Source organism: Kribbella sp. NPDC049584 (assembly GCF_040675555.1).
Lineage (GTDB): Bacteria > Actinomycetota > Actinomycetes > Propionibacteriales > Kribbellaceae > Kribbella.
The window spans coordinates 87,255-111,147 of sequence record NZ_JBFAPF010000016.1 but is presented as its reverse complement, the minus strand read 5'-3'; the positions used below and the strand labels follow the sequence as shown (position 1 = coordinate 111,147).

General features: G+C 67.7%; 19 protein-coding genes. 8 read left to right on the top strand and 11 right to left on the bottom strand.

Going from position 1 to position 23,893, the window contains the following annotated elements; all coding sequences use genetic code 11:
- Positions 1-334: 334 nt before the first annotated feature.
- The gene (locus AB0J62_RS38520; RefSeq protein WP_363882181.1) at positions 335-1,876 is read left to right on the top strand and encodes a glycoside hydrolase family 13 protein; all 1,542 of its coding nucleotides are present in this window, start codon (positions 335-337) and stop codon (positions 1,874-1,876) included.
- On the opposite strand, the gene AB0J62_RS38515 is transcribed toward AB0J62_RS38520, so the two are convergent.
- The 4 genes from AB0J62_RS38515 to AB0J62_RS38500 form a co-directional block, all read right to left on the bottom strand.
- Positions 1,869-4,085: a heavy metal translocating P-type ATPase gene (locus tag AB0J62_RS38515; RefSeq protein WP_363882179.1), complete on the bottom strand. Its 2,217-nt coding sequence runs from the start codon at positions 4,083-4,085 to the stop codon at positions 1,869-1,871. The genes AB0J62_RS38520 and AB0J62_RS38515 overlap by 8 nt on opposite strands.
- Positions 4,066-5,037 carry a hypothetical protein gene (locus tag AB0J62_RS38510; RefSeq protein WP_363882177.1) on the bottom strand — a complete coding sequence of 324 codons (972 nt, stop codon included), beginning with the start codon at positions 5,035-5,037 and terminating at the stop codon, positions 4,066-4,068. Before AB0J62_RS38510 ends, AB0J62_RS38515 begins: the two co-directional genes overlap by 20 nt.
- The gene (locus AB0J62_RS38505; protein ID WP_363882175.1) at positions 5,034-5,252 is read right to left on the bottom strand and encodes a heavy-metal-associated domain-containing protein; all 219 of its coding nucleotides are present in this window, start codon (positions 5,250-5,252) and stop codon (positions 5,034-5,036) included. The genes AB0J62_RS38510 and AB0J62_RS38505 overlap by 4 nt, the downstream gene beginning before the upstream one ends.
- 292 nt (positions 5,253-5,544) lie before the next feature.
- Entirely contained in the window at positions 5,545-5,841 is a 297-nt protein-coding gene (locus tag AB0J62_RS38500; RefSeq protein ID WP_130446371.1) for a metal-sensitive transcriptional regulator, read from the bottom strand.
- Positions 5,842-6,969: 1,128 nt separating this feature from the next.
- Here AB0J62_RS38500 and AB0J62_RS38495 point away from each other — a divergent pair.
- On the top strand, positions 6,970-7,440 hold the full coding sequence (locus AB0J62_RS38495; protein ID WP_137252566.1) for a nuclear transport factor 2 family protein: 471 nt from the start codon (positions 6,970-6,972) through the stop codon (positions 7,438-7,440).
- 132 nt (positions 7,441-7,572) lie between these two features.
- On the opposite strand, the gene AB0J62_RS38490 is transcribed toward AB0J62_RS38495, so the two are convergent.
- The gene (locus AB0J62_RS38490) at positions 7,573-8,334 is read right to left on the bottom strand and encodes a hypothetical protein (RefSeq protein WP_363882172.1); all 762 of its coding nucleotides are present in this window, start codon (positions 8,332-8,334) and stop codon (positions 7,573-7,575) included.
- A gap of 302 nt (positions 8,335-8,636) precedes the next feature.
- Positions 8,637-9,287, bottom strand: a complete 651-nt coding sequence (locus AB0J62_RS38485) for a TetR family transcriptional regulator (protein ID WP_363882170.1) — start codon at positions 9,285-9,287, stop codon at positions 8,637-8,639.
- Between the two features lie 77 nt (positions 9,288-9,364).
- On the opposite strand from AB0J62_RS38485, the gene AB0J62_RS38480 reads away from it, so the two are divergent.
- The 3 genes from AB0J62_RS38480 (at position 9,365) to AB0J62_RS38470 (ending at position 12,782) form a co-directional block, all read left to right on the top strand.
- Complete coding sequence (locus AB0J62_RS38480) at positions 9,365-9,904, top strand: ester cyclase (RefSeq protein ID WP_363882168.1); 540 nt, start codon at positions 9,365-9,367, stop codon at positions 9,902-9,904.
- 968 nt (positions 9,905-10,872) lie between these two features.
- Positions 10,873-11,793 carry an ATP-binding cassette domain-containing protein gene (locus AB0J62_RS38475; protein ID WP_363882166.1) on the top strand — a complete coding sequence of 307 codons (921 nt, stop codon included), beginning with the start codon at positions 10,873-10,875 and terminating at the stop codon, positions 11,791-11,793.
- Positions 11,793-12,782 (top strand): ABC transporter permease, encoded by a 990-nt coding sequence (locus AB0J62_RS38470; RefSeq protein WP_363882164.1) that lies wholly within the window; start codon positions 11,793-11,795, stop codon positions 12,780-12,782. The genes AB0J62_RS38475 and AB0J62_RS38470 overlap by 1 nt, the downstream gene beginning before the upstream one ends.
- On the opposite strand, the gene AB0J62_RS38465 is transcribed toward AB0J62_RS38470, so the two are convergent.
- Entirely contained in the window at positions 12,775-15,285 is a 2,511-nt protein-coding gene (locus AB0J62_RS38465; protein ID WP_363882162.1) for a YfhO family protein, read from the bottom strand. The two genes, AB0J62_RS38470 and AB0J62_RS38465, sit on opposite strands and share 8 nt — an antisense overlap.
- A gap of 30 nt (positions 15,286-15,315) precedes the next feature.
- Here AB0J62_RS38465 and AB0J62_RS38460 point away from each other — a divergent pair, with 30 nt between their 5' ends.
- Positions 15,316-16,308: a glycosyltransferase family 2 protein gene (locus AB0J62_RS38460; protein WP_363882160.1), complete on the top strand. Its 993-nt coding sequence runs from the start codon at positions 15,316-15,318 to the stop codon at positions 16,306-16,308.
- 20 nt (positions 16,309-16,328) lie between these two features.
- On the opposite strand, the gene ugpC is transcribed toward AB0J62_RS38460, so the two are convergent.
- Positions 16,329-17,408 (bottom strand): sn-glycerol-3-phosphate ABC transporter ATP-binding protein UgpC, encoded by a 1,080-nt coding sequence (gene ugpC, locus AB0J62_RS38455; protein WP_363882158.1) that lies wholly within the window; start codon positions 17,406-17,408, stop codon positions 16,329-16,331.
- 223 nt (positions 17,409-17,631) lie between these two features.
- Here ugpC and AB0J62_RS38450 point away from each other — a divergent pair, with 223 nt between their 5' ends.
- Positions 17,632-18,660, top strand: coding sequence for a LacI family DNA-binding transcriptional regulator (locus tag AB0J62_RS38450; RefSeq protein WP_363882156.1), 1,029 nt, complete (start codon positions 17,632-17,634; stop codon positions 18,658-18,660).
- A 56-nt stretch (positions 18,661-18,716) separates the two neighbouring features.
- Here AB0J62_RS38450 and snpA read toward each other — a convergent pair whose 3' ends face one another.
- Together snpA and soxR are read right to left on the bottom strand one after the other, a co-directional pair.
- On the bottom strand, positions 18,717-19,418 hold the full coding sequence (gene snpA, locus AB0J62_RS38445; RefSeq protein ID WP_363882154.1) for a snapalysin: 702 nt from the start codon (positions 19,416-19,418) through the stop codon (positions 18,717-18,719).
- Between the two features lie 181 nt (positions 19,419-19,599).
- Complete coding sequence (gene soxR / locus AB0J62_RS38440) at positions 19,600-20,076, bottom strand: redox-sensitive transcriptional activator SoxR (RefSeq protein ID WP_134105531.1); 477 nt, start codon at positions 20,074-20,076, stop codon at positions 19,600-19,602.
- A 445-nt stretch (positions 20,077-20,521) separates the two neighbouring features.
- Between soxR and AB0J62_RS38435 the strand changes: the two genes are divergently transcribed.
- Positions 20,522-22,537, top strand: coding sequence for a DEAD/DEAH box helicase (locus AB0J62_RS38435; RefSeq protein ID WP_363882151.1), 2,016 nt, complete (start codon positions 20,522-20,524; stop codon positions 22,535-22,537).
- A gap of 69 nt (positions 22,538-22,606) precedes the next feature.
- On the opposite strand, the gene AB0J62_RS38430 is transcribed toward AB0J62_RS38435, so the two are convergent.
- The gene (locus AB0J62_RS38430; protein WP_363882413.1) at positions 22,607-23,665 is read right to left on the bottom strand and encodes an aminotransferase class V-fold PLP-dependent enzyme; all 1,059 of its coding nucleotides are present in this window, start codon (positions 23,663-23,665) and stop codon (positions 22,607-22,609) included.
- Positions 23,666-23,893 lie beyond the last annotated feature (228 nt).

Sequence of the window (23,893 nt, the reverse complement as noted above, 5' to 3'; positions counted from 1 at the left end):
GTTGGACCGGGCCCCGGGGTCGGGGTGGTGGGAGCGGAGCTGGCCCCTGGGGGTCGGTTGGACCCGGCTCAGGTCGGGGGGGTGGGAGAGGAACCGGCACTGCGGGGTCAGGTTGGACCCGGCGCAGGTCGGGCTGGTGGGAGAGAAGCCGACCCTGCGGGGTCGGGTTGGATCCCCCGCCGGGTCGGGCGGGGGCGAGGGGTTGGCCCCTGGGGTCGGGTTGGACTCGGCTCAGCTCGGGGTGGTGGGAGAGGAGCCGGCAATGTGGGTCGGGTTGGGCATGAATAGACATCACCGGCCCGAGCGGAGCGAGGGGCGGTTGAGAGGAGATCTTGTGGGTGACGAGTGGTGGCGTGGGGCTGCGATTTATCAGGTCTATTTGCGGAGTTTTGCGGATGGTAACGGGGACGGGGTTGGGGATCTGGCTGGGCTGCGGGCGAAGTTGGCGTATCTGGCTGAGCTTGGTGTGGATGCGATCTGGTTGAACCCGTGGTACCCGTCGCCGATGGCCGACGGTGGGTACGACGTTGCCGACTACCGGGCGATCGACCCGGCGTTCGGCACGCTGGAGGAGGCCGAGGCGTATATCGCGGAGGCTCACGCGCTGAACATCCGGACGATCATCGACATCGTGCCGAACCACGGCTCCGACCAGCAGGACTGGTTCGTCGAGGCCCTCCGTGCCGGCCCGGGGTCGCCGGAGCGTGAGAGGTTTCTGTTCCGCCCCGGCCGCAACGATGGTCCGCCCAACGACTGGCAGTCGATCTTCAACGGGCCGGCGTGGACACAGGTCGAGGACGGTGAGTGGTACTTGCACCTGTTTGCGCCCGAGCAGCCCGACTTCAACTGGCGGAACCCGGAGGTTGTCGAGGAATTTCACGACATCCTCCGGTTCTGGCTGGATCGTGGCGTCGACGGGATCCGGATCGACAGCGCCGCCGTACTGTTCAAGGACCTGGACAGCGTCGAGGAGTCGTACACCGACCACGACGAAGTACATGAGATCTATCGCGGCTGGCGGCACCTCACCGATCAGTACGACGGGCGCTTCCTCGTCGGGGAGATGTGGATGCCCGACCAGGAACGGTTCGCGCTGTACCTGCGGCCGGACGAGATGCAGACCGCGTTCAACTTCGACTTTCTGTCGCGCCCGTGGGAGGCCGACGAGCTACGCGCCTCCATCGACCTGACGCTGTCGACGCACGTACCGATCGGGGCACCCCCGACCTGGGTGCTGTCGAACCACGACGTGACGCGCCCGGTGACGAAGTACGGACGACCGGACACCTCGTTCTCGCACCAGGATCGCAAGCATGGAATGCCGACCGATCTGGTGCTGGGCGAGCGCCGTGCCCGCGCGGCCGCCCTCCTCGCCATGGCGCTTCCCGGGAGCCTCTACGTCTATCAGGGCGAAGAGCTGGGGTTAGCCGAGGTGGAGGATCTGCCGGACGAGCTCCTGCAGGATCCGATCTTCGCGCGCTCGGGAGGCGCCGACCGCGGCCGGGATGGTTGCCGAGTGCCCCTACCTTGGTCCGGGAAGGAACCGCCGTTCGGCTTCGGAGCCGGTACGCCGTGGCTTCCGCAGCCGGCGGACTGGAAGAACCTGACGGTCGAGTCCCAGCACGATGACCAGAACTCGATGCTGGCCCTGTACCGCACCGGACTACGGATCCGACGCGAACTGCTGGGCGACGGCACCTTGTCCTGGGTCGAATCTGCCGCCGACGTACTGGCGTTCCGGCGGGAGAACCTGACCTGCGTGACCAACCTCAGCGCCGACCCGATCGACCTGCCGCCGCACGAGGAGGTGCTGCTGAGCAGCATCCCCCTCGACGACGGCAAGCTTCCGGCCGACGCGACCGCCTGGGTCAGGTGAGCGAACGGAACCGACGCAACCGCAGGCTGTTGGACACGACGAACACCGAGCTGAAGGCCATCGCGGCCCCGGCCAGCATGGGGTTCAACAGGCCGGCGGCGGCGAGCGGCAGCGCCAGCACGTTGTAGGCGAAGGCCCAGAACAAGTTGCCCTTGATCGTGCGCAACGTACTGCGGGACAGCCGAATGGCATCCACAGCCGCCCGCAAATCGCCGCGCACCAGTGTCAGATCGCTTGCTTCGATCGCCACGTCGGTGCCGGTGCCCATGCTCAGGCCGAGGTCGGCCTGGGCGAGGGCGGCCGCGTCGTTGACGCCGTCACCGATCATCGCGACCACGCGACCCTCGTCCTGCAGCTTCTTCACCGCGTCGACCTTGCCGGCCGGCAGTACTTCGGCGATCACGTCGTCGATCCCGACCTCACCGGCAACCTTCAACGCAACTGCTTCGTTGTCGCCAGTCAGCAGCACCGGCCGCAGGCCGAGCTCGCGCAACTGAGAGATCGCCTGCACCGATGTGGGTTTCACAGTGTCCGCAACAACCAGCACGGCCCGCGCAACCCCGTCCCACCCGACCGCAACCGCCGTACTGCCTTCCGCTTCCGCGTGCTCTTTCGCGTGCGCGAGGTCGTCAGGCAGGTGCTGGCTCCACTCCTCCAACAACCGCGTCCGCCCGACGAGCACGGCATGCCCGTCGACGATCCCTTGCACCCCGAGACCTTCGACGTTCCCGAAGTCCTCGACCTCCGGCAGCTTTCCGGCGGCTGATGCAGCCCGGGCGACGGCCTGCGCGATCGGGTGCTCCGACGAGTGCTCCAGCGCGCCGGCCAACCGCAGTACCTCGGCCCGGTCCTGACCGGGAGCCAGTAGTACGTCGACCAGCTCCATCCGGCCCGTGGTCACCGTGCCCGTCTTGTCCAGTACGACGGTGTCGACGCGCCGCGTGGACTCCAGCACCTCCGGGCCCTTGATCAGGATGCCCAACTGCGCGCCCCGACCGGTACCGACCATCAAGGCGGTCGGCGTGGCCAGCCCCAACGCACACGGGCAGGCGATGATCAGTACGGCGACTGCCGCCGTGAACGCGACCTCGACCGGCGAACCGTTGCCCAGCCAGAAGCCGAGCGTCGCCAGCGCAAGCCCGATCACGATCGGCACGAAGATCCCGGACACCTTGTCGGCAAGGCGTTGTACGGCGGCCTTCCCGTTCTGCGCGTCCTCCACCAACCGCGCCATCTGCGCCAGCTGAGTATCCGCGCCGACTCGCACAGCCCGTACGACGAGCCGACCGCCGGCATTGACGGTCGCACCAACGACCGCGTCACCCGCGCCGACCTCGACCGGCACGGATTCGCCGGTCAGCATCGATGCGTCGACCGCACTGCTGCCGGTCACGATCACGCCGTCGGTCGCGATCTTCTCGCCTGGCCGGACCACGAACTCGTCACCCACGACCAGTTGGTCGGCGGGGATTCGGGTCTCCGTACCGTTGCGCAGTACGGCGACGTCCTTCGCCCCGAGCTCCAGCAGGGCGCGCAACGCGGCACCGGAGCGACGCTTGGCCCGCGCCTCGAAGTACCGCCCGGACAGAATGAACACGGTGACCGCGGTCGCCACCTCGAGGTAGATCTCCTCGGCACCGCTGCCGCGCGACGGGATCAGCGTGAAGGGCATCTTCATGCCGGGTTCGCCCGCCGAGCCGAGGAACAACGCGTACAGCGACCAGAGGAACGAGCTCACGACGCCCAGCGAGATCAGCGTGTCCATCGTCGTCGCGGCGTGCCGCAGGTTCGTCCAGGCGGCCTTGTGGAACGGCCAGGCCGCCCACGTGACCACCGGGAACGCCAGCGTCAGCGACGCCCACTGCCACGAGTCGAACTGCAGCGCCGGGATCATCCCGAACGCGACCACCGGCACCGTGAGCACAATGCTCGCGATCAGCCGCTCCCGCAGGGGTTTCAGCTCATCCGGCTCCTCGGCCTCGGTCGAGACGGCCGGCGTCGGCAAGGCCGCGGTGTAGCCGGTCTTCTCGACGGTGGCGACCAGATCGTCGGTCGAGACGCCGTCGGGGTACGTCACCTTCGCCTTCTCGGTGGCGTAGTTGACGGTCGCTGTGACGCCGTCCATCCGGTTCAGCTTCTTCTCGACGCGGGCGGCGCAGGAGGCGCACGTCATCCCGCCGATGATGAGCTCAACGGACTGGTTGCTCATGTTCGTGTGCCTCCTCTTCATGCGCGGTGGATGCCGGTACGGCGGTCGGCGGGGTGATCGTGGTGCCGGTCGAGTCGACGTGCACCGTGAACTCCGCGGTGTGTACGGCGCCGGCATGCTGGAAGTCCAGGAACAGGCTGTACGTGCCCGCGGTCGGGAACGTCGTCATGAAGTCGATCGACGGGCCGCCCTTCATCCCCGGCTCGGCGTGCTGCGCCGGGTGGTTGTGCAGGTAGGCCAGGTCGCCGCTGCGCAGCGAGACCAGGTGCCCGAAAGCGCCCAAGTACGGTTGCAGGTCGGTGATCGGCTTGCCGTTCTTGCTGATCTTGAACGTCAGTTGCGATTCCTTGCCCGCAACCGGCGTGCCGGCGAGCGTGACGTCGTACCCGTGGATGCTGGTGACGGCGGCCGGCTCGTTCAGGGGGACCGGGACATATAGCCCGGTGACGTTGACGTCCGTGCCGAGCGTGATGTTCTTGTCGAGGCCGGCCGGCTGGAAGTCGGCGTACAGCCGCCACGTCCCGCCGGCGGTGAACGTGAACGGGATGCTCCACGTCCCGTCCGCCGCCAAGGTCGGGTGCACGTGGTGGAAACCGGACAGATCGCGCCGTACGACGATCAGGTGCAGGTCCTTCTCATGCGTCTTCGTGTACTGCGTGACCGGCTTGCCGTCCGGCCCTTTGATGGTGAAACGCAGTGCGGTCTTCGTCCCGGCGGTGAAGAACGTCGACGCCGGGGCGAGCGTGTACCCGGCGTCGGACACCGCGAGCCCCGGCAGTTGCCCGCCGGCGTCGTGTCCGCCCATGTCGCTCATCCCCATCTCCTGCGATTGCGAAGGTGCGTCGGCCGCCGCGATCGGATCGACCGCGGTGCCGATGCCGTACGCCGCCCCAAAGGCGAGCGCCAGGGCACCGGCGAACGCGCCGAGCCGGAGCGCAGCGGCCCGGCTCACGACGCCGCCAGTTCGTAACCCGCCTCGTCGACGGCCTCGCGTACGGCGGCCTCGTCGAGCGCGGACTCACTCGTCACATGCACCGCGGAGGTGCCACCCGCGACGAGATCAATCGTCACGTCCTGCACACCCACGAGTTTGCTCAGCTCCTCGGTGACCGCGGACGTGCAGTGCGCGCAGGTCATACCGGACACGGAGTAAGTGGTGGTGGTCATATCAGCTGCTCCTTGAGTAATTAGCTACGAACCAAGCGGGCGATCACGTCGAGCGACTAGCCACGACCAGTCGGACGATCGCGTCGAGTGATTGCTACGAGTCAGGTGGGCTCCGAGTGCTTAGCTACGGACCCGGGGCCTATCGCGTCGAGTGATTGGTACGAGGCAGGTGGGCGATGGCTCCGAGTGCTCAGCTACGGACCAGGGGCCCATCGCTTCGAGTGATTGCTACGAATCAGGCGATGGCTCCGAGTGATTAGGTAGGAATCAGGCGGGCTATCGCGTCGAGGGACTAGCTACGAACCAGGCGGGCGATCGCGTCGGAGGCCTCGCGGACCTTCTCCTCGGCCTCCGGACCACCCTTCTGCGCGGCCTCGACCACGCAGTGCGAGAGGTGCTCGTCGAGCAGTTCGAGCGAGAACGACTGCAACGCCTTCGTGGCCGCCGACACCTGAGTCAGGATGTCGATGCAGTACTTGTCCTCCTCGACCATCCGCTGCAGACCGCGAATCTGCCCCTCGATCCGCCGCAGCCGCTTCAGGTGACTGGTCTTCTCAGCGGTGTAACCGTGTACGTGCTCGTCGCTCATCTCAAACTCCTCAGCTACCCCTCGGGGGTATGTCGATCACCAAAAAGTACCCCCTATGGGTATCGAATGCAAGTCCTGATCAATACCTGTAGGGGGTATTTATGGGGAGGTGGTCTGCCCCACGCGCGCTACGCGGGCGCTTGCCTCGTCGCGACGCTCCTCACCGCACCCGCTCCACGCGCTCCCACCCGCCCTCCGGCTGCCGCCGGTGTGTATTCCGGCTTATCGCCGGGGTGGCGAGCTGCCGCTCGCGGCGACTGCTTAGTCGAGCTGGTTGGTTGCGGCGGGCTGGTTGGCGGTGGAGGTGGTTGATCCCACGCGTGCTCCGCGTACGCTTTCCTCGGCGCTGCGCTCCTCGGCGCGCCCGCTTCGCGCGCTCCCGCCCGCCCTCCGGCTGCCGCCGGCATTTCTTCGGGCTTATCGCCGGAGTGGCGAGCTGCCGCTCGCGGCGACTGCTTAGTCGAGCTGGTTCGTCGCGGCGGGCTGCTGGGCGGTGGAGGTGGTTTCTCCCACGCGTGCTGCGCGGTCGCCTCTCCTCGCTACGCTCCTCGGCGCGCCCGCTTCGCGCGCTCCCGCCCACCCTCCGGCTGCCGCCGGCGTGTCTTCGGGCTTATCGCCGGGGTGGCGAGCTGCCGCTCGCGTCGACTGCTGAGTCGAGCTGGTTCGTTGCGGCGGGCTGGTTGGCGGTCGACGTGGTTGATCCCACGCGTGCTGCGCAGGTGCTTTCCTCGGCGCTGCGCTCCTCGGCGCGCCCGCTTCGCGCGCTCCCGCCCGCCCTCTGGCTGCCGCCGGCGGTTCTTCCGGTTTATCGCCGGGGTGGCCAGCTGCCGCTCGCGTCGACCGCTAGGTGAACCTGGTTCGTCGCGGCAGAGCTCGTTTGTGGCGGAGCTGGTTTGCCGCGCGCTACGCAAGCGCGTCTCCTCGCCGCGAGGACCGGCGCGGGCTGAGTGCTTGCCCGGGGTGCCTCGGGAGGGATGGCCTCGGACTACACGTCCGCCCTCGCAACGGCATCCGTTCACCGCCTGCAGCTTCACCCGACACGTCCGCCGCTTGCAGCGAATGCGTAGCGCGGGCGGGCAATTTGATCCAAGATTGAACGGACTTGCTGGCCAACTGAAGGAGCTGCTTGTGAACGCGCGTCCGCCACTCCCGCCTTTCACCCGGGAGACCGCCATCCAGAAGGTTCGCGCCGCGGAGAATGCGTGGAACAAGCAGGATCCGGAGGCGGTGTCGCTTGCTTATACGCCGGACACCTACTGGCGGAACCGGGATGTCTTCGTGAACGGACGGGCCGAGGTCGTCGAGTTCTTGACGCAGAAGTGGGCTCGTGAGCTGGACTATCGCCTGATCAAGGAGCTCTGGGCGTTCACCGACGACCGGATCGCGGTCCGCTTCGTCTACGAGTCGCACGACGCAGCCGGCCAGTGGTACCGCTCGCACGGCAACGAGAACTGGGAGTTCGACGAGAACGGCTTGATGCGCGTCCGGCGCGCCAGCATCAACGACCAGGTGATCGCCGAGTCCGACCGGCTGTTCCACTGGGACGCGCCAGGCCCACGCCCGGACGACCACCCGGGCCTCACCGAACTGGGCCTCTAATCAACGTCGCCTATGTGATCCGCCGACAGATGTCCGCCAACTGATGCGCAACTGGCAGAAATCACCCGGCGCGCCGGCCAACGTACGGATCGGCCGAGAAGAGTGCAGTTTCGTACGGCGTATGTCGCGGCTCTATAGCGGCAGAAGTGGCGCCGCAAGGCGGCTCCTGTGCTGCCATGCGTCATATGAATCGACCTGTCCGGGGAATCCGCCATGTGCGAAGGCATTGTTGAGATAGGCGACGAACGGCATCGTCGTCTCGCCCACCCACAGGCCGTCGACGCAACCGTCCGGAACCACCACTCCGTACGGCGGGCCGCCGCTGGTGTTGTCCTTCGTGAGTCTGTCTGGCGACATCGGCAGACAGAACAAGTCGCGGTCGTCGTCTGATTGTGCTTGTGCCTCGAGCCAGAAGTCGTAGTCGCTTGCGAAGTATTCGCGAAGGGGGTCGGTCGGGTACCGCATGCCTTCAAGGTCGATGACCAGCGGATCGGCCCCTGTTGCCTCGGGCCATTCGGGGTGCGTTCCCACGAGCCACACGTCGGCGACGATCCTCAACCAAGAGAGCAGAGTCATCGGCACCGAACCGAAGTGCTCGACCAGCCACCGCGCCTGTCCCTCAGCGTTCCCGCTCGCTGGAAAGAACGGGACTTCTGGCTCCTCTCGGTCGTCGTTGGAGTGGAAGCGGTAGCCCTCAGCGGTCAGCTGCTCGACGAGAACCTCGACGTTTCGACGAGCCCGCCGGGCCATCTCATCGCAGACAAGCTGGGCGCCTTCACGTTGCGCTTCGTCGAGCCGCGCACCCAGTTGGCGAATCTCGTGCCAGACAATCGCGCGATCGCCGGCCCTGTATCGCTCCAGCCAACTCTCAGGCTCGGAATTCCGCACATCCATGCCGCCATCCTGGCGGAATTCGAGCTCACAGGTGCCCGCGGCGTAATACAACGCGCCGATCTAGCCGCGATCCCTGCCGTCGCACCGTTGCAGATCACCTGGCGGACGAGTGTCGCACCCCAGTCGACGGAGGACATCAAGCGACCGATTGTGATCCGACACAGATGTGCGACACATGTCCGCCACCTGATGTGCGACAGGCTAGAAGTCGGTCCGCGTGTCGGAGCGTGCGGAGCTGCCGATGGTCGAGCGTTCATGTTGGCCTGGGGTTCGCGCCGCAAAGCACGTGCTACGTGCTTGGTCTAGTGCAGGAGCATCTTGTCGTAGAAGTTCCTGATCCAGGCTTCGAAGCCGGCCGGGTCAAGGCCCCGCCCGAGGGTGAGGCTCCGGTAGGTGGCGGGGTCTGTGGCGATCCAGAAGACCTCTTCGGCGTAGCGCTGGCCGACGTGGGCCGGCATGCCTGGTTTGGCCAGCAGCGTGGCAGCGGCCCAGTGGACGCCGGCGCGGCGGTTGTCGCACATATGCCCCCAGAGCGTGGCGACATCCTCGTGGGCGGGTGCGGCCTGCTCGGCGACCCAGAAGATCGATGCGGCGCGCTCGCTGATGGCATGGGCGTGGCGAGCATGGAGGTCGAGCATCGTGGGCGCGTCAGGTGCGGCCTGCATGGCTGCTACGGAATCGCGACCCAAGATCGGGACTGGCCGCAGGTCTCCGGCGATGGCGTAGTCGACCACTTCCTTGAGCAGCTCGGCCTTGGTGCGGTGGAGTGCCTCGACGGTCTTGAGAGACACGCCGGCCTGCTCCGCGATACCGCGCATCGTGGCGCCTGACCAGCCGAGGCGCTCGAAGACGTCCATCGCGGCGGCGGCGATCGCCTCGCGGGTGCGCGCGGCAGCGGCCGCCCGTTGCGGTGCGTGGTAGGGGCGCTTCTGGGGGTTGACGGGGTCGCTCATATTCATTAGGGTCAGGGCCTATCAGAGTTGAGTAGGGTTCGACCCTATCAGATGGGCGAGCCGAGGGGGGAACCGTCATGACCGGCAGCGTCGACCGCAGTATCGACAGTGGAGCGACCGCGCTGTGTGCTCACAGCTTGGACGCCATGGCCACTGGTAGCCGCGACGATTTCGAGCGCATCTACCATCCGGAAGCGGTCAATCGCGAGGCGACCGTCGAGCCGCCACCCACCCGAGAGCCTGGTCCAGCCGGGTTCTACGCCACCGCCGAGTGGCTACGCGGAGCCTTCGGTGGCCTGCACTTCGAGATCCACGAAACAGCCGAGCAGGATGACCTCGTGGTCCTGCACGTGACGATGTCGGGCCACCACATCGGTGACTTCGTCAACTACCAGCCGGGCTCCACCGTCGTTGACTCCGTCATGCCGCCCACCGGCAAGCCCTTCGCCATCACCCAGACCCACTGGTTCCGTACCCGGGACGGGCTGATCACCGAGCACTGGGCAAACCGCGACGACCTCGCCATGGCCAGACAAGCCGGGTGGGTGCCGCCCTCACCGACCTTCCTGCTGCGCGCGGCACTCGCCAAGAGGCGTGCCCAGAAGCGCCCAACCTGACACCAGCCGATCCATGACGTCCGGCGAACCGGCCTGCCAGACACCATCGGCAGGCCGGCACGACGAACGTCCTTATCTGCCGCGATCCGCGTTTTCGGCTGTCGCAGATTACCTTGCGGACGTGTGTCGCCCACCTGTCGACGGAGGACATCAAGCGACGCGATGTACTGCGGAGTTGACCGCCTATGGATCAAGTTCGCGTCTTCGGCGTTGAGTGGGTGAGCCAATGCTGCATGCCACAGGTTCAGAGCTGAGACGCGTACCGCGGACACGGTGAGCAGCGCTGCAAGGAGGCGCGACGCGTAGCACGCCGGGCCGGACACCTCGATCGGCGGCCACGTCCGACGCCGACGAAGCAGGTCCACTAAGCAGTCACCGCGAGCGGTAGCTCGCCACTCCGGCGGTAAGCCGGCAAATGTCGGCGGCAGCCGACGGGCGGGTGGGAGCGGGCGAAGCGGGTGCGCCGAGGAGCATCGCGACGAGGCAAGCGGCTGCGTAGCGCGCGTGGGGTGGACCAGCTCCACCACCCAGCACGCCCCAACCGCGCCGGACCAGGTCCGCTTAGCAGTCAGTGCGAGCGGTAGCTCGCCACTCCGGCGGTAAGCCGGCAAATGTCGGCGGCAGCCGACGGGCGGGTGGGAGCGGGCGAAGCGGGTGCGGTGAGGAGCATCGCGACGAGGCAAGCGCCTGCATAGCACGCGTGGGGCACGCCAGCTCCACCACTCAGCACGCCCCAACCGCGACGGACCAGGTCCGCTTAGCAGTCAGTGCGAGCGGCAGCGAGCCACCCCGGCGATGAGCCGGAAGGAACGCCGGCGGTAGCCGGAGGGTGGGCGGGAGCGCGCGGAGCGGGCGCGCCGAGGAGCGTCGCGACGAGGAGAGCGCCTGCGTAGCGCGCGTGGGGAACTCACCTGATCACGAACAAAGGTGTCAGGCTGTGCGTCTGCTGTCTGACGAAAGGGGTGTGGATGTCCGACGTGGCCATCAGTACGCGTGGGTTGCGTAAGACGTATCGGACCCGGCGGGGGCGCAAGGTGGTCGCGGTGCAGGGGCTGGATCTCGACGTACCGATCGGTGGTGTGCACGGGTTTCTGGGGCCGAATGGTTCGGGGAAGACGACCTCGATCCGGATGCTCCTGGGGCTCGTCCGTTCGGATGCGGGCACGATGACGGTGTTCGGCAAGACGGTGCCGGCGCAGCTGCCCGAGGTGGTCGGCCGGGTTGGCGCGATCGTGGAGTCGCCGAAGTTCTTCCCGGCATTCACTGGCCGGAAGAATCTTGAGCTGCTTGCCGAGGCGATCGGTGCTCCGAGGACGCGCGTCGGCGAAGTGCTCGAGCAGACCTCATTGGGGGAACGCGGCAACGACCGTTTCCGCTCGTACTCGCTTGGTATGAAGCAGCGCCTCGCGATCGCTGCCACGTTGCTGAAACAGCCCGACCTGCTGATCTTCGACGAGCCGACCAACGGCCTCGACCCGGCCGGCATCAGGGAGATCCGCGAGACCATGCGCGGCCTCGGCGACCAGGGCAAGACGGTCCTCGTCAGCAGCCACATCCTGGCCGAGGTCGAGCAGGTCGCTGACACCGTGTCGATCATCGGCCACGGCCGGCTTCTCGCCTCAGGAACCGTTGCCGAGGTCATCGGCGGCAGTACGGCGCCGACAGTGAAGGTTGCTATAGGCAACCACGAGGCCGCGACCCGCATCCTGACCGCGGCCGGCATGACCGTGCGGGCCGATGGCAACTACCTGCTCGTCGAAGGTGCGGCCGACCCGGCCGACGTGACCCGCCGTCTCGCGCACCAGGAGTTGTACGTGTCGGAGCTCGTCCCGGTCCGTGCCGATCTGGAGTCCGTCTTCCTCGAGCTGACCGAAGGCGAGGGTTTGTGATGATCCGACTGACCAAGGTCGAACTCCGCCGCCTGACCGCCCGCCGGCTCACACTGATCGGTATCGCCGGACTTCTCCTGATTACCGCGCTACTGCTGGTAGCGACCTGGTTCGACGCGCGGCCGCTCTCCGCGGCCGAACAGCAGCAGGCCGAGCGCCACTTCCAGCTGGCTCACCAGGACTGGGTCGACAACGCGGCCGAGAACCGCGCGCAATGCGAGGAGGACTGGAAGACCCAGCCCGACCCGAAGCCGACGGTCGACGACATGTGCTCTTACCCGGAGCCCAAGCTCGAGGACTTCGGCAAACCGCCGACGGTGTTCGCCCAGGTCATGCCCGGTCTGCTGCAAGGATCGTCGTACTTCCTGGCCTTCGCTGCGTTCCTGATCGGGGCCAGCTTCGTCGGCGCCGAGTTCAGTTCCGGTGCCATCGGCAACTGGTTGACGTTCGAACCGCGCCGGCTCCGGGTCTACGGCAGCAAGCTGCTCGCGGCCGCGACCGGCTTCGTGCCGATCGCCGCGGTGGTGCTCGCGATCGTGCTGCTCGGCACGTTCCTGATCGTCGACCACCTCGGTGACACTGCCGGGACAACACGAAAGACCTGGGGAGATCTCAGCGCGATCGGCGGTCGGGCCGTTCTGACGACCGCGCTGGCGGCCGCTCTCGGTTCCATCGTCGGCCTGCTACTCCGGCACACGGCGGCCGCGATCGGCCTGGTGATGGCGTACCTGGTCCTTGCCGAGGGCGTGTTCGCCGCCTTCCTGCAGAAGGCGCAGCCATGGCTCGTGAAGGTCAACTTCGACGCCTTCGTCCGCCACGACGCGCAGTACTACGTCACCGAATGCAAGACCGGCAGCGACGGCAGCTACGTCTGCGACTACGTCCCGAAGACGCTGTCGTTCGAGCACGGCGCCTGGTACCTGGCTATCCTCGCCGTCCTCGCCATCGTGCTCGGCGGATGGGTTTTCCACCGCCGCGACGTCAACTAGCGACGCGCCGCCGCCGTCGTAGCGCTCCGAGGAGCACGATCCCGAGCGTGAGTACGGCGGCGGCCCCGCCGATCGCCAGTCCACGACGTAGCCCGGGCGGTACAAAAGTGCAGTCGACGCGGTCCGCGCTACCCGTCAACGGAACAGCAATCAGCCCGCCGTAATCCCGCGGCACCTGAGCCTTTCCGCCGCCGACCGAACACTTCCACCCGTCGATCTTCGGTACGGCGACCACGGCGTACCCCGTGCTGCCGGGCCGCAGTGTCGCGTGCAGGGAATGACCGCCGGCCTCCACATCGGTCGCTCCGCTCGCCCGCAGCCGCCGGATCGCCTTCGCGAGCTCCTGCTCGTTGAGGCATCCGATCGCGCTGGACGGCGGGATACCCTGCGGGTCGTCGCCGAAGTTGAGCTCGATCAGCACCACCCCGGTCTTCGGCACGGAGCCGAGCTCGACCATCGCGCTGCTCGTGTTGATCCCCGGCCGCCGTGTCGCGCTCAGCTCGTGCCACTTCCCGTCAGCCAGTCGAGCCCGCCCGCCGACCCGCGGCATGAACAGGTACACCGACGTACCGGGAGTGCACGCCCCGACCAGCTTGACGTCACCGGTCTCGAACCGCGTCCCCTTGTACTTCGGGACTTCGTACACCGTGCTCCCGAGCAGCCGCTCCTGGATCGCATACGCGTTCGGCGCATTGGTGTCGACGTCGGCCGTCGCGCCGAGCCGTCGCCGTACCGTCACGAGCGGCGGTGCATCGGACCGGGTGATGCTCGGTTGCCCGGTGCCGACGAGCCGCATCCGGGCGCCGACCGAGAAGATCGCGTCGGTGACCGGGTTGTCGAGAGTGCGCGACGCGCGGCCGTACCCGGACCAGCCGAAACCGAGACTGGTCAGCGTCTCGTTCACCGACTCCGGCAACAGGCTGCTGTACAGGCCGGCGCCCTGCCCGCCGAGCAGGATCGGGTCGTTCGGTGTGATCGACGTACCCGGCTCGGTCCGGTACTTCGGCCACGCGCCCAACGCCCGGAGCGCGTCGTACCGCGCTGTCTGCTTGTCGTCCCACGCCGCGGCCGACGCGCCGAGCACCCGCGCGCGCCGCTCGTCGGTGACCACCGCGGTCCACGTGGTCTCCACCGCCACAACCACCAGCAGTACGCCGAATGCCGCCGCCACCGGCCATTTGACCCGCCGGGTGCTCGTGAACCGGCGCAGCGTCCAAATGGTGCCGAAGACAACCAAAGTCGCGACTCCGGACCCGATCAGCACGAGCAACCAATGCCTGGTCAGCAACGGGCTGTCGTCGGACAGTACGGCGATCAGCGCGAGCAACGCACCGCCGCCGAGCAGCGCGATCGGGCCTGGCAACTTGTGCGAGACAGAGATCCACGCGAGCACCACGATCACGCCGCAGAGCACGAACGCCTCGCGGTACTGGCTGCCGTTCGGGGTGTCGAACGCGTGCCAGAACTCCTGTGTGGGCGGCCACCTGAACGACAACGCGATCAGGACGGTCGTGATCACCCAGACGAGCTTGGTCAGCCACGGCACGAACTTGTTGAACGGCATCGTCAGCGCGAGCAGCAGCGCGACGGTTCCGACGTACAGGCTCGCCGTCCGGCCGACGCCCTCGGACAACGGCAACAGGCGGGACAGGAAGATGTCCAGCGCGGACGGGTGGAAGATCCCGGACGGTGACGGCGTTGCGGCGCGGTTCGTCATGATGATCGGTAGCAGGATGGGCGCGACCAAGGCCATGCCGAGCACGAACGAGATGCCGTGCCGCAGGATCGCCCGCAGCCGCAGCGACCAGCCGATATCGCTGGTGAGCAGCCGGGCGAGCAGGTAGATCCCACCCGCGATCGTTGCCATGTAGGCGGTGTAGAAGTTGGACAGCCAGAACAGGCCGACCACCAGCACACTGAGCAGCCGGTTGGTCCGGCGCAGTGACCACTCCGCGACCATGAAGAACATCGGCAGCGCGATCAGGCCGTCCAGCCACATCGGCACGTACGATCCGTCGTCGAGCGCCCAGCCGCAGACGCCGTACGAAACGCCCAGCATCGCGGCAACCCAGCGGGGACCTGGACGCAGCTTCATCAGCAGGGCCGCCATCGCGGCCGCGGCCAGGCTCAGCTTCAGGGTGGTGATGACGTAGACGGCCAGGTCGATCTGGTGGCGGGGGAACAGCCCCACGAGCAGGGACAATGGGCTGCCGAGATCGACCCCGAGGTCGGCCAGGAAGCCGACCCCGAACGCGCTCTGCCAGTTGAACAGCAGGTCACCCTGGGCCCGGCCGTGCAGGATGTCCCACAGGTGGGCGAAGAAGGGGACGTACTGCGTGCCAAGATCGTTGGTACTGCGCGACAGCGAACCGAAGGGATAGGTACCGCGGATGATGCCGGAGGTGGCGAACACCGCCGCCACGACGACGAAGGCGACGACGGCGGGCAGCAACGCCGAACGTCGCCGCACTGCCTTTGGTGATTCGCCGTCCGCTGAGGCCACCGATCCCCCTGCCCTTTCTGGAAGTTGCGCATGAGCCCGACAACGCGCCTGAGCCTAGTGGTGCCGTGTTACAACGAGGTCGAGGTGGTCAACCGGTTCCACGAGGCGCTCAGCCGCGAACTGTCTGCCTCCGGCCGGCCGTACGAGATCGTGTACGTCGACGACGGCAGCAGTGATGGGACGCTCGAGGCCCTCGTCGGGTTGGCAGCCGCCGACGAGTCGGTCCGTTATCTGTCCTTCAGCCGCAACTTCGGCAAGGAGTCCGCGATGCTGGCCGGCCTGCGGTACGCCACCGGCGACGCGGTCGTGATCATGGACGCCGACCTGCAGCACCCGCCGGAACTGATCGGCCGGATGCTGGAGGAGTACGAACGCGGTTTCGACCAGGTCATCGCCCGGCGGAACCGCACCGGCGACCCCGCCACCCGGACGTTCTTGGCTCGGGCCTACTACTGGTTGATCAACAAATGGGCCGATGTGGAGCTGACCGACGGGGTCGGCGACTTTCGGCTGCTGTCGCGGCGCGCGGTCGACGGGCTGCTCGAGCTGAACGAGTACAACCGTTTCTCGAAAGGGCTGTTCGCCTGGATCGGCTTCGAGTCGATCCTGTTCGAGTACGACAACGTGAAGGCGGCGCCGGACCGGAAGAGCCGCTGGACGTTCCGGCGACTGCTCGAGTACGGGCTCGACGGGCTGCTGTCGTTCAACAACAAGCCGCTGCGGATGGCGATCTACGTCGGCCTGCTGCTGACCGCGGTCGCCGCCGGATACGCGATCTGGGTGCTCGTGGCCGCGCTCCTGCACGGGGTCGACATGCCGGGGTACGTGACGCTGATCGCGGCGATCACCGGGCTCGGCGGCCTGCAGATGGTGATGCTCGGCGTGATCGGCGAGTACATCGGCCGGATCTACTACGAGGCGAAGAAACGCCCGCACTACCTGCTCAAGCAGACCAACATGAACCCGGTCGACCGACTCGAAAAGCGGCCGGCCCCCGGTGGAGAAACCACCAGGGGCCGGTAGAACCCGCAACCGCGAGCAGATCAGGCGCTGAGCCGCTCCTCGGTGGAGGTGGAGAACAGGTGCAGCTTCTCCGGTACCGCCGCCAGGCGAATGGTCGAACCCTTCTCGACCGGCATCCGGGCGTCGATGCGAGCAACGATCTGCTGGTGCTCGCCGGAGTGCTCCGCGGTGCCGTACAGGTACGCGTCGGCGCCGAGCTCCTCGACCACGGCGACCTTCACCGGCAGACCCTCGTCGGCGACCTTGAACGCCTCCGGGCGAACGCCAACGGTCAGGGTCTTGTCGCTACCGGCCTTGGCCAGCACCGAGCGGTCGATCGGGATGGTGTAGTCGCCGAGCTTCGCGCCGCCGTCGGTGATGTCGGCGGTCAGCAGGTTCATCGCCGGCGAACCGATGAAGCCCGCGACGAACTTGTTCTTCGGGTTGTCGTACAGGTTCAGCGGGGTGTCGACCTGCTGGAGCAGACCGTCCTTGAGGACGGCCACCCGGTCGCCCATCGTCATGGCCTCGACCTGGTCGTGCGTGACGTACACGGTCGTGACACCGAGACGCTGCTGCAGCTCGGCGATCTGCGTACGGGTCTGCACCCGCAGCTTGGCGTCGAGGTTCGACAGCGGCTCGTCCATCAGGAAGACCTGCGGGTTACGCACGATCGCGCGACCCATGGCGACACGCTGACGCTGACCACCGGAGAGGGCCTTCGGCTTGCGCTCCAGGTACTCCTCCAGGCCGAGCAGCTTGGCGGCCTCCATCACGCGCTTGGCGCGGTCCTCCTTGGACACGCCCTGCATCTTCAGCGCGAAGCCCATGTTGTCGGCGACCGACATGTGCGGGTACAGCGCGTAGTTCTGGAACACCATCGCGATGTCCCGCTCCTTCGGCGGACGGTGCGTGACGTCGCGGTCGCCGATGTAGATCGAACCCTCGTTGACCTCTTCGAGGCCGGCGAGCATCCGGAGCGAGGTGGACTTACCACAACCCGACGGGCCGACGAGCACCATGAACTCGCCGTCCTCGATCTCGAGGTTGAGCTTGTCGACGGCGGGCGTGTCAGAACCGGGGTAGATCCGGGTCGCCGCCTTGAACGAAACAGTAGCCATGACGATTTCTTCCCTTCACCGGCAGGAACGTGCCGGACGATCCGAGTAAAGGCACCCCCGAGGCGGGGGAGTCCGCCTATCCTCGCCTGGCCCGCTCGTCCTGACAAGGTATGCGGCGTGTGACGTGTCCATTCTGTTCACGTTGTGGACATCCACGCGCAGTCTGCAAGTTCTTGCAGGATCTTGCTGAAATGTCAGGTGTGAGCTGGGTACAGTGCCGGGCGTGAGCAGCAGAGCACGGCTGGCGGATATCGCGGCCAAGGCGGGGGTCAGCGAGGCGACGGTCTCGCGGGTACTGAACGGCAAGCCGGGGGTGGCGGACGAGACCAAACAGTCCGTCCTGACCGCGCTCGACGTACTCGGGTTCGAACGGCCGACCCGGTTGCGGCGGCGGTCGGCGGGCCTGATCGGGCTGGTGATGCCGGAGCTGATCAACCCGATCTTCCCGGCGTTCGCCCAGGTGATCGAGTCCGCGCTGTCCCAGCGCGGCTTCACCCCGGTGCTCTGTACGCAGTCACCCTCCGGAGCGACGGAGGAGGAGTACGTCGAGATGCTGCTCGAGCGCGGTGTCTCCGGAATCATCTTCGTCTCCGGCCTGCACGCCGACACCGGCGCGGACCACGCCCGGTACCAGGCGCTGGTGGACCGGCGACTGCCGGTGGTGTTCGTGAACGGCTGGCTGCCGTCGGTCGAGGCGCCGTTCGTGTCGTCGGACGAGTACGCCGCGATGGAACTGGCGGTCGCGCATCTCGTTGCCCTCGGCCACCGCCGGATCGGGTTCGCCTCCGGGCCGGAGCGGTTCATCGTCGTCCAACGCAAACTCACCGGGTACCGGACCTCGATGAAGGCGCAACTGGGAGTGTCGGACGAGGACATCGATCCGATGGTCGCGCTGAGCATGTTCGGCGTCGAGGGCGGCGAGGCCGCGGGCCGGCAGTTGCTCGACGCGCAGGTCACAGCGGTCGTCTGCGGCTCCGACATGATGGCTCTGGGCGTGATTCGTGCCGCCCGCCAGCGCGGCCTCGCCGTACCAGGCGACATCTCGGTGGTCGGCTACGACGACGCCCCGATGATGGAATTCACCGACCCCCCGATGACCACGATCCGCCAACCGGTGCAGGCGATGGGGCTTGCCGCGGTGCAGTCCTTGCTCGAAGAGGTCCGCGGTCACGCCACCCCCCACACCGAGTTCCTGTTCCGCCCCGAACTCGTCGTCCGCGGCTCAACAGGCCCGGTCAGAAGGGACACCTGAGGGCTCCGGCCCGGAAACCGTCCCCTGCCGGGCGGTTCCGGGCCGGAGGTTTGGGGTTACTTGGAGGTGTGGAAGGCGGCCTTGCCTGCGTTGGCGAAGCCGTTGGCCCAGAGGGCGTTGACCTTGGAGCGCTCGGTGGCGTTCGGGTACGGGTTGGTGCAGGACGGGCCGGGGCCGCCGCCGGACATCAGTTCGGAGCACGGGCCCGAGTAGTGGTCGGGCAGACCGAGGACGTGGCCGGTCTCGTGGGCGACGATGCGGGTCCTGTCGTACTGCTGGGACTGGGCATAGTCGATGAAGACGTAGCCGCTGCCGTGGCCGTCCGTGGAGGCGTACGAACCGCGCGGGTCGTTGCCCTCGGTGTAGTAGAAGTCGTAGTTGCTGCCCTCGACGAGCTTCACGTTGCTGACGCTCGAGTTCCAGATCGACGAGCTGGACGCGATCTGGGACGCGAAGGTCGGCGCGTCGACGGCGTACGTGACCGTGACCGCGGTGACCTTCTGGCCGGCCGAACCTGGACCACGCTGTGCCTGCTTGGCCATCTTGGCGCGGGCGGACTTCATCACGGCGTCGTAGAACGCCTTGGTGGCGGCTTCGTCCTGCGGCGAGCCGACGTACGCCGCGCGGGTGGCGGCAGTCGAGACGTGCGAGCTGTCAGGGGCCGGCGCGGCAGTCGAGGGGGACGCTGCCAACGCGGGCACGGCCAGCGCGGCGGCGGCAAGCCCCGCGAGACTGGTCAGGATACGGCGATGCGACATGGAGGGCCTCACTCCGAATCGGTGGCGGATAGCGACGGGCGGATTACCGATCGCCACCATCGGATGCTCCCAAGCGCCCAGGAATTCCGCATCACATCGCAGAAAACCCACGGGATAACCCGCGCACCACGCCCGCCGTTCTATGCCGCCCATAACGGCCGGGTTATGGGTTCAGCGGTGGTCAGGCCTCGCCGGGGATGCCGACGTTGAGGAGGCGGGCGCCGGGGCCTCGGGTGGCCAGGCGGTCCTCCTTGTTGTAGAGGTTGCAGCGCTGGAGGCTGAGGCAGCCGCAGCCGATACAGCTGTCGAGGTCGTCGCGGAGCCGCTCGAGCTCGGCGATACGTTCGTCGAGACGGTTGCGCCACGTCTTCGACAGCTTGCTCCAGTCGGCGCGGGTCGGCGTCCGGTCCTCCGGGAGCGAGTCCAGTGCGTTCTTGATCTCCGCGAGCGCGAGTCCGACCCGCTGGGCCGCCTGCACGAACGCGATCCGCCGCAGCGTGCTCCGCTGGTACTGACGCTGGTTGCCGGCCGTACGCCGGGACGCGATCAGGCCTTGGTCCTCGTAGAACCGTAACGCCGACGCCGCCACCCCGGACCGATGTGCGATCTCCCCGATCGAGAGCCAGTGCTCCTTGCTGGGGACGTTCTCCTCCGCCATATCGACACCCTAGGACGGCGTTCCAAGAACTCAAGCGCCCTTGAAGTGTGGCCGGGCGGATCTCCAGCACTGATCAACTGCCGGATCCGGCGGCGGCTGAGCGGGGGCACGTGACCGGCGGCCGGCTTGGTCAGTGCCGGAGGTCCGCAAGACCAGTCGTGTCGGTGGTCTTCCGGTCGAGTGGCTGGTCAGGGCAACGGTCACGATCGGTTATACTTTTCTGGTGTCGGTGCGCGCGTCGCGTCACCAGAGATGTTCCCAGGCGCTCCGACCCGTCGGTTTCAGCATCCGCTGAGAGTCCGGCGACATGGGTGCAACGCGATAGCACCCGCAGGTCGATGCCCGTCTCCTGCTGAGCACGTTGTCCGGTCCCGTTTTCGTGACCGGACCTTCGTTGCGGCTGCGATCCGGCGCCATTCGTCCGTGAAACTGAGAGAGAGTTTGCGTGACCCAGCACCACCAGCAGGACGAGTCCGCCGACGGGCGGGCCAAGAAGCCCCGACACAAGAAGTACCAGAACCAGTCGTACGGCGAGCGCCTCGCCGCGAACGCCTCGTACGACGCACCGCGCGAGGACCGCAAGCCGGTGAAGGGCTACCGCTCCGAGGAGCCCCGCCCGGACCGCGGCCAGCGCAGCTATGACCGCGCCGACGAGCGTGGCCGCGACGACCGCAGCCGCGACGAGCGCCCGCGCTACGAGAACCGCAACCGCGACGACCGTCCGCAGTACAACCGCGACGACCGTCCGCAGTACAACCGCGACAACCGGAACGACCGTCCGGCGCCGCGTCGTGACGACCGCCCGCAGTACAGCCGGGACAACCGGGACAACCGGGACGAGCGTCCGCGCTACAACCGGGACGACCGGCCGCAGTACAGCCGTGGCGACAAGCCGCAGTACAACCGGCCCGAGCGCACCGACCGCCGCGACGACCGTGGCGACCGGCCGCAGTACCGGCGTGACGACAAGCCGCGGTTCGACCGCGACGAGCGTCCCCGGTTCGAGCGCAGCGAGCGTCCGTCGTACCAGCGTGACGACCGTTCGTCCTACCGCCGCGACGACAAGCCGTTCGTCCGGCGTGCGTCGCAGGAGGCGCGCCGCGAGGAGCAGGCCCCCCGCGAGGAGCCGGTCGTCGACCTCGGCACTGTTGCCGATGACAACCAGTTCGCCGCGCTCGGTCTCGCGCCGCGGCTCGTGCAGCGGCTGGCCCGCGACGGCATCACCGCGCCGTTCCCGATCCAGGCCGCGACCATTCCGGACGCGCTGGCCGGCAAGGACGTGCTCGGCCGCGGTCAGACCGGTTCCGGCAAGACCCTCGGCTTCGGGCTCCCGACGCTGATGCGCCTGGCCGGCGGCCACACCGAGTCGCGCCGCCCGCGCGGGATGATCCTGGTCCCGACCCGTGAGCTCGCGATGCAGGTGCACGACGCCCTCGAGCCGCTCGCGCACGTGATGAACGTGTCGCTCAAGCTGATCGCCGGCGGTCTTCCGTACCCGAAGCAGATCGACGCGCTCCGTCGTGGCGTCGACCTGCTGATCGCCACGCCGGGCCGCCTGATCGACCTGTGCGAGCAGGGTGCGGCCGACCTGGGCGCTGTGGAGGTCGCGGTCCTCGACGAGGCCGACCACATGTGCGACATGGGCTTCATGCCGGCGGTCACCACGCTGCTCGACATGACGCCGCCGGAAGGTCAGCGCCTGCTGTTCTCGGCGACGCTGGACAACGACGTCGACAAGATCGTGAAGACCTACCTGAAGGACCCGGTGCAGCACTCGACCGAGTCCGGTCAGGCCTCGGTGAGCACGATGGAGCACCACCTCCTCGTGATCGAGCCGGGTCACAAGCAGTCGCTGACCGCTGAGCTCGCCAGCCGTGACGGCCGGACCATCGTGTTCGTCCGGACCAAGCTGGGAGCCGACCGGATCGCCACCCAGCTCCGTGACCGTGGCGTGATGGCCGCGGCGCTGCACGGCGGCCTGACCCAGGGTGTCCGGAACCGCACGCTGGACCAGTTCAAGGACGGTTCGGTGCCGGTGCTCGTGGCAACGGATGTCGCGGCCCGTGGCATCCACGTCGACGACGTCGGCCTGGTGGTCCAGGCTGACCCGCCGGCCGAGCACAAGGACTACCTGCACCGTGCCGGTCGGACGGCGCGGGCCGGCGGCAAGGGCGCCGTCGTCACGCTCGTCCTGCCGCACCAGCGGCGCGGGATGATCCGGATGGCCGAGACCGCCGGCGTCAAGGCCGAGCCGGTTCGGGCCCGTCCGGGTGACGAGCTGGTCACCGAGCTGACCGGCGGCACCAAGCCGTCCGGCTACCCGGTGAAGCTGCCGGCTCCGAAGCCGCAGCGCTTCGCCAAGGGCGGCAAGCGGTTCGGCGGCAGCAGCCGTCCGGGTCGCGGTCAGGGCGGCAACGGCGGCCCCCGCCGCAGCGGCCCGCGCAAGTCGTACCAGCACTGACGCTGACACACGAACGGTGGGCCGGCACAGGAAACAACCTGTGCCGGCCCACCGTTCGTTGTGTCAGCCTCAGGTCAGCACGGCCCACAACCGGGCGAGGATCGCGTCGATCTCCTCGGCGGTGAGGGGAACCAGCTCCAGCATGAGTTCGCCTTCGGACATCCGGTCGGTCATCACGTAGATCGACGGCGTACCGGCCTCGAGCTCGGTCGCGACGCGCTTCGCGTCGGCGACCTTGAGCAGGACCCGGGAGACCTGCAACCCGGTCGGGTCCTTGACCACCTCGGCGGTGACATCGGGGATCCGGGACGCCGCGGCGACGAACGCGTCGACCTTCGCGAGCTCGTCGGCCTCCCACTTCACCCGGTCGAACGCCTGCCACTCCTCGAGGGCCGCGAGTACGCCGATGATCGCTTCCTTCGTCGGCTTCATCACCCGCCCGATGCCCTTCTCCTGGGCCCGCAGCGCCTGCACCAGCGGCCAACTCCCCGCGACGAGCCCCGCGGTCGGCGAGCCGAGGTACTTCTGCCCGCTGACCAGCACCAGATCCGCGCCGGTCGCCAGCAGGTCCGCGATCCGCGGGAACTGCGCGGCCGCATCGACGATCGCCGGTACGCCGCGACGGTGCGCGGCACGGACGGCGGCGACGAGGTCGATCGGTTCGCCGCGGGTCAGCCTCGATGACACCAGCATCAGGCACGCCACGTCCGGCCCGTCGAGCTCGTCCTCCAGCTCGGCGATCGTGCAACCGTCGTCGTCGCCGGCCAGATCGACCTGCGCCCCGGCCAGCCGGATCCCCTGGAGGTTGGTGTGTCCGTAGTCGACCACGTGACAGGCCGGCAGTACGACGCGGTTGTGCATGTCCGTTGCATCCGGCAACGCCGCCGTACGCCGGGGGTCGCCGCCGGTCATCGTGGCCGCGACCGCGAGGGTGATGCCGGCCGCGGTGCAGTGCACGACCGCGCCGGCCTGAGCGCCGGTCACCTGTGCGATGGCCTCGCTGGCGCGGTCGCCGAGCTCGTCCATCACGAAGAATTCGGGCAGTGCCTGTGCGACAGCCTCCGCCACCCCGTCGGAACTCCGGGACACCCCGAGCGGGGTGAACGTCCCCTTGGCGTTGATCACCACACTCAAGCGATAACGCTCAAACAGGCTTCCGCTTCGCTCCAGCCTGCCCTGAGCGTTATGCGCCCTGTCCCTTTGCATCAACTCGCTCCGCTCGTTGATGGAGAGATTGTCATGGTCTAGCTGACAGTAGTGGTCACGGACAGCAATTGGCGAGAGTCTGGACGTGAGTTCTTGACCCGAATACTACTGGTGAGTCATTCTCACTTTTACCCCACCTGAGGAGGGAAC

Coding starts and splice junctions, on each gene's coding strand:
- AB0J62_RS38515 (WP_363882179.1), bottom strand. CDS start 4,085: ATGAGCAACCAGTCCGTTGAGCTCATCATCGGCGGGATGACGTGCGCC.
- AB0J62_RS38505 (WP_363882175.1), bottom strand. CDS start 5,252: ATGACCACCACCACTTACTCCGTGTCCGGTATGACCTGCGCGCACTGC.
- AB0J62_RS38500 (WP_130446371.1), bottom strand. CDS start 5,841: ATGAGCGACGAGCACGTACACGGTTACACCGCTGAGAAGACCAGTCAC.
- AB0J62_RS38490 (WP_363882172.1), bottom strand. CDS start 8,334: ATGGATGTGCGGAATTCCGAGCCTGAGAGTTGGCTGGAGCGATACAGG.
- AB0J62_RS38485 (WP_363882170.1), bottom strand. CDS start 9,287: ATGAGCGACCCCGTCAACCCCCAGAAGCGCCCCTACCACGCACCGCAA.
- AB0J62_RS38480 (WP_363882168.1), top strand. CDS start 9,365: ATGACCGGCAGCGTCGACCGCAGTATCGACAGTGGAGCGACCGCGCTG.
- AB0J62_RS38475 (WP_363882166.1), top strand. CDS start 10,873: ATGTCCGACGTGGCCATCAGTACGCGTGGGTTGCGTAAGACGTATCGG.
- AB0J62_RS38470 (WP_363882164.1), top strand. CDS start 11,793: ATGATCCGACTGACCAAGGTCGAACTCCGCCGCCTGACCGCCCGCCGG.
- AB0J62_RS38460 (WP_363882160.1), top strand. CDS start 15,316: ATGAGCCCGACAACGCGCCTGAGCCTAGTGGTGCCGTGTTACAACGAG.
- ugpC (WP_363882158.1), bottom strand. CDS start 17,408: ATGGCTACTGTTTCGTTCAAGGCGGCGACCCGGATCTACCCCGGTTCT.
- snpA (WP_363882154.1), bottom strand. CDS start 19,418: ATGTCGCATCGCCGTATCCTGACCAGTCTCGCGGGGCTTGCCGCCGCC.
- soxR (WP_134105531.1), bottom strand. CDS start 20,076: ATGGCGGAGGAGAACGTCCCCAGCAAGGAGCACTGGCTCTCGATCGGG.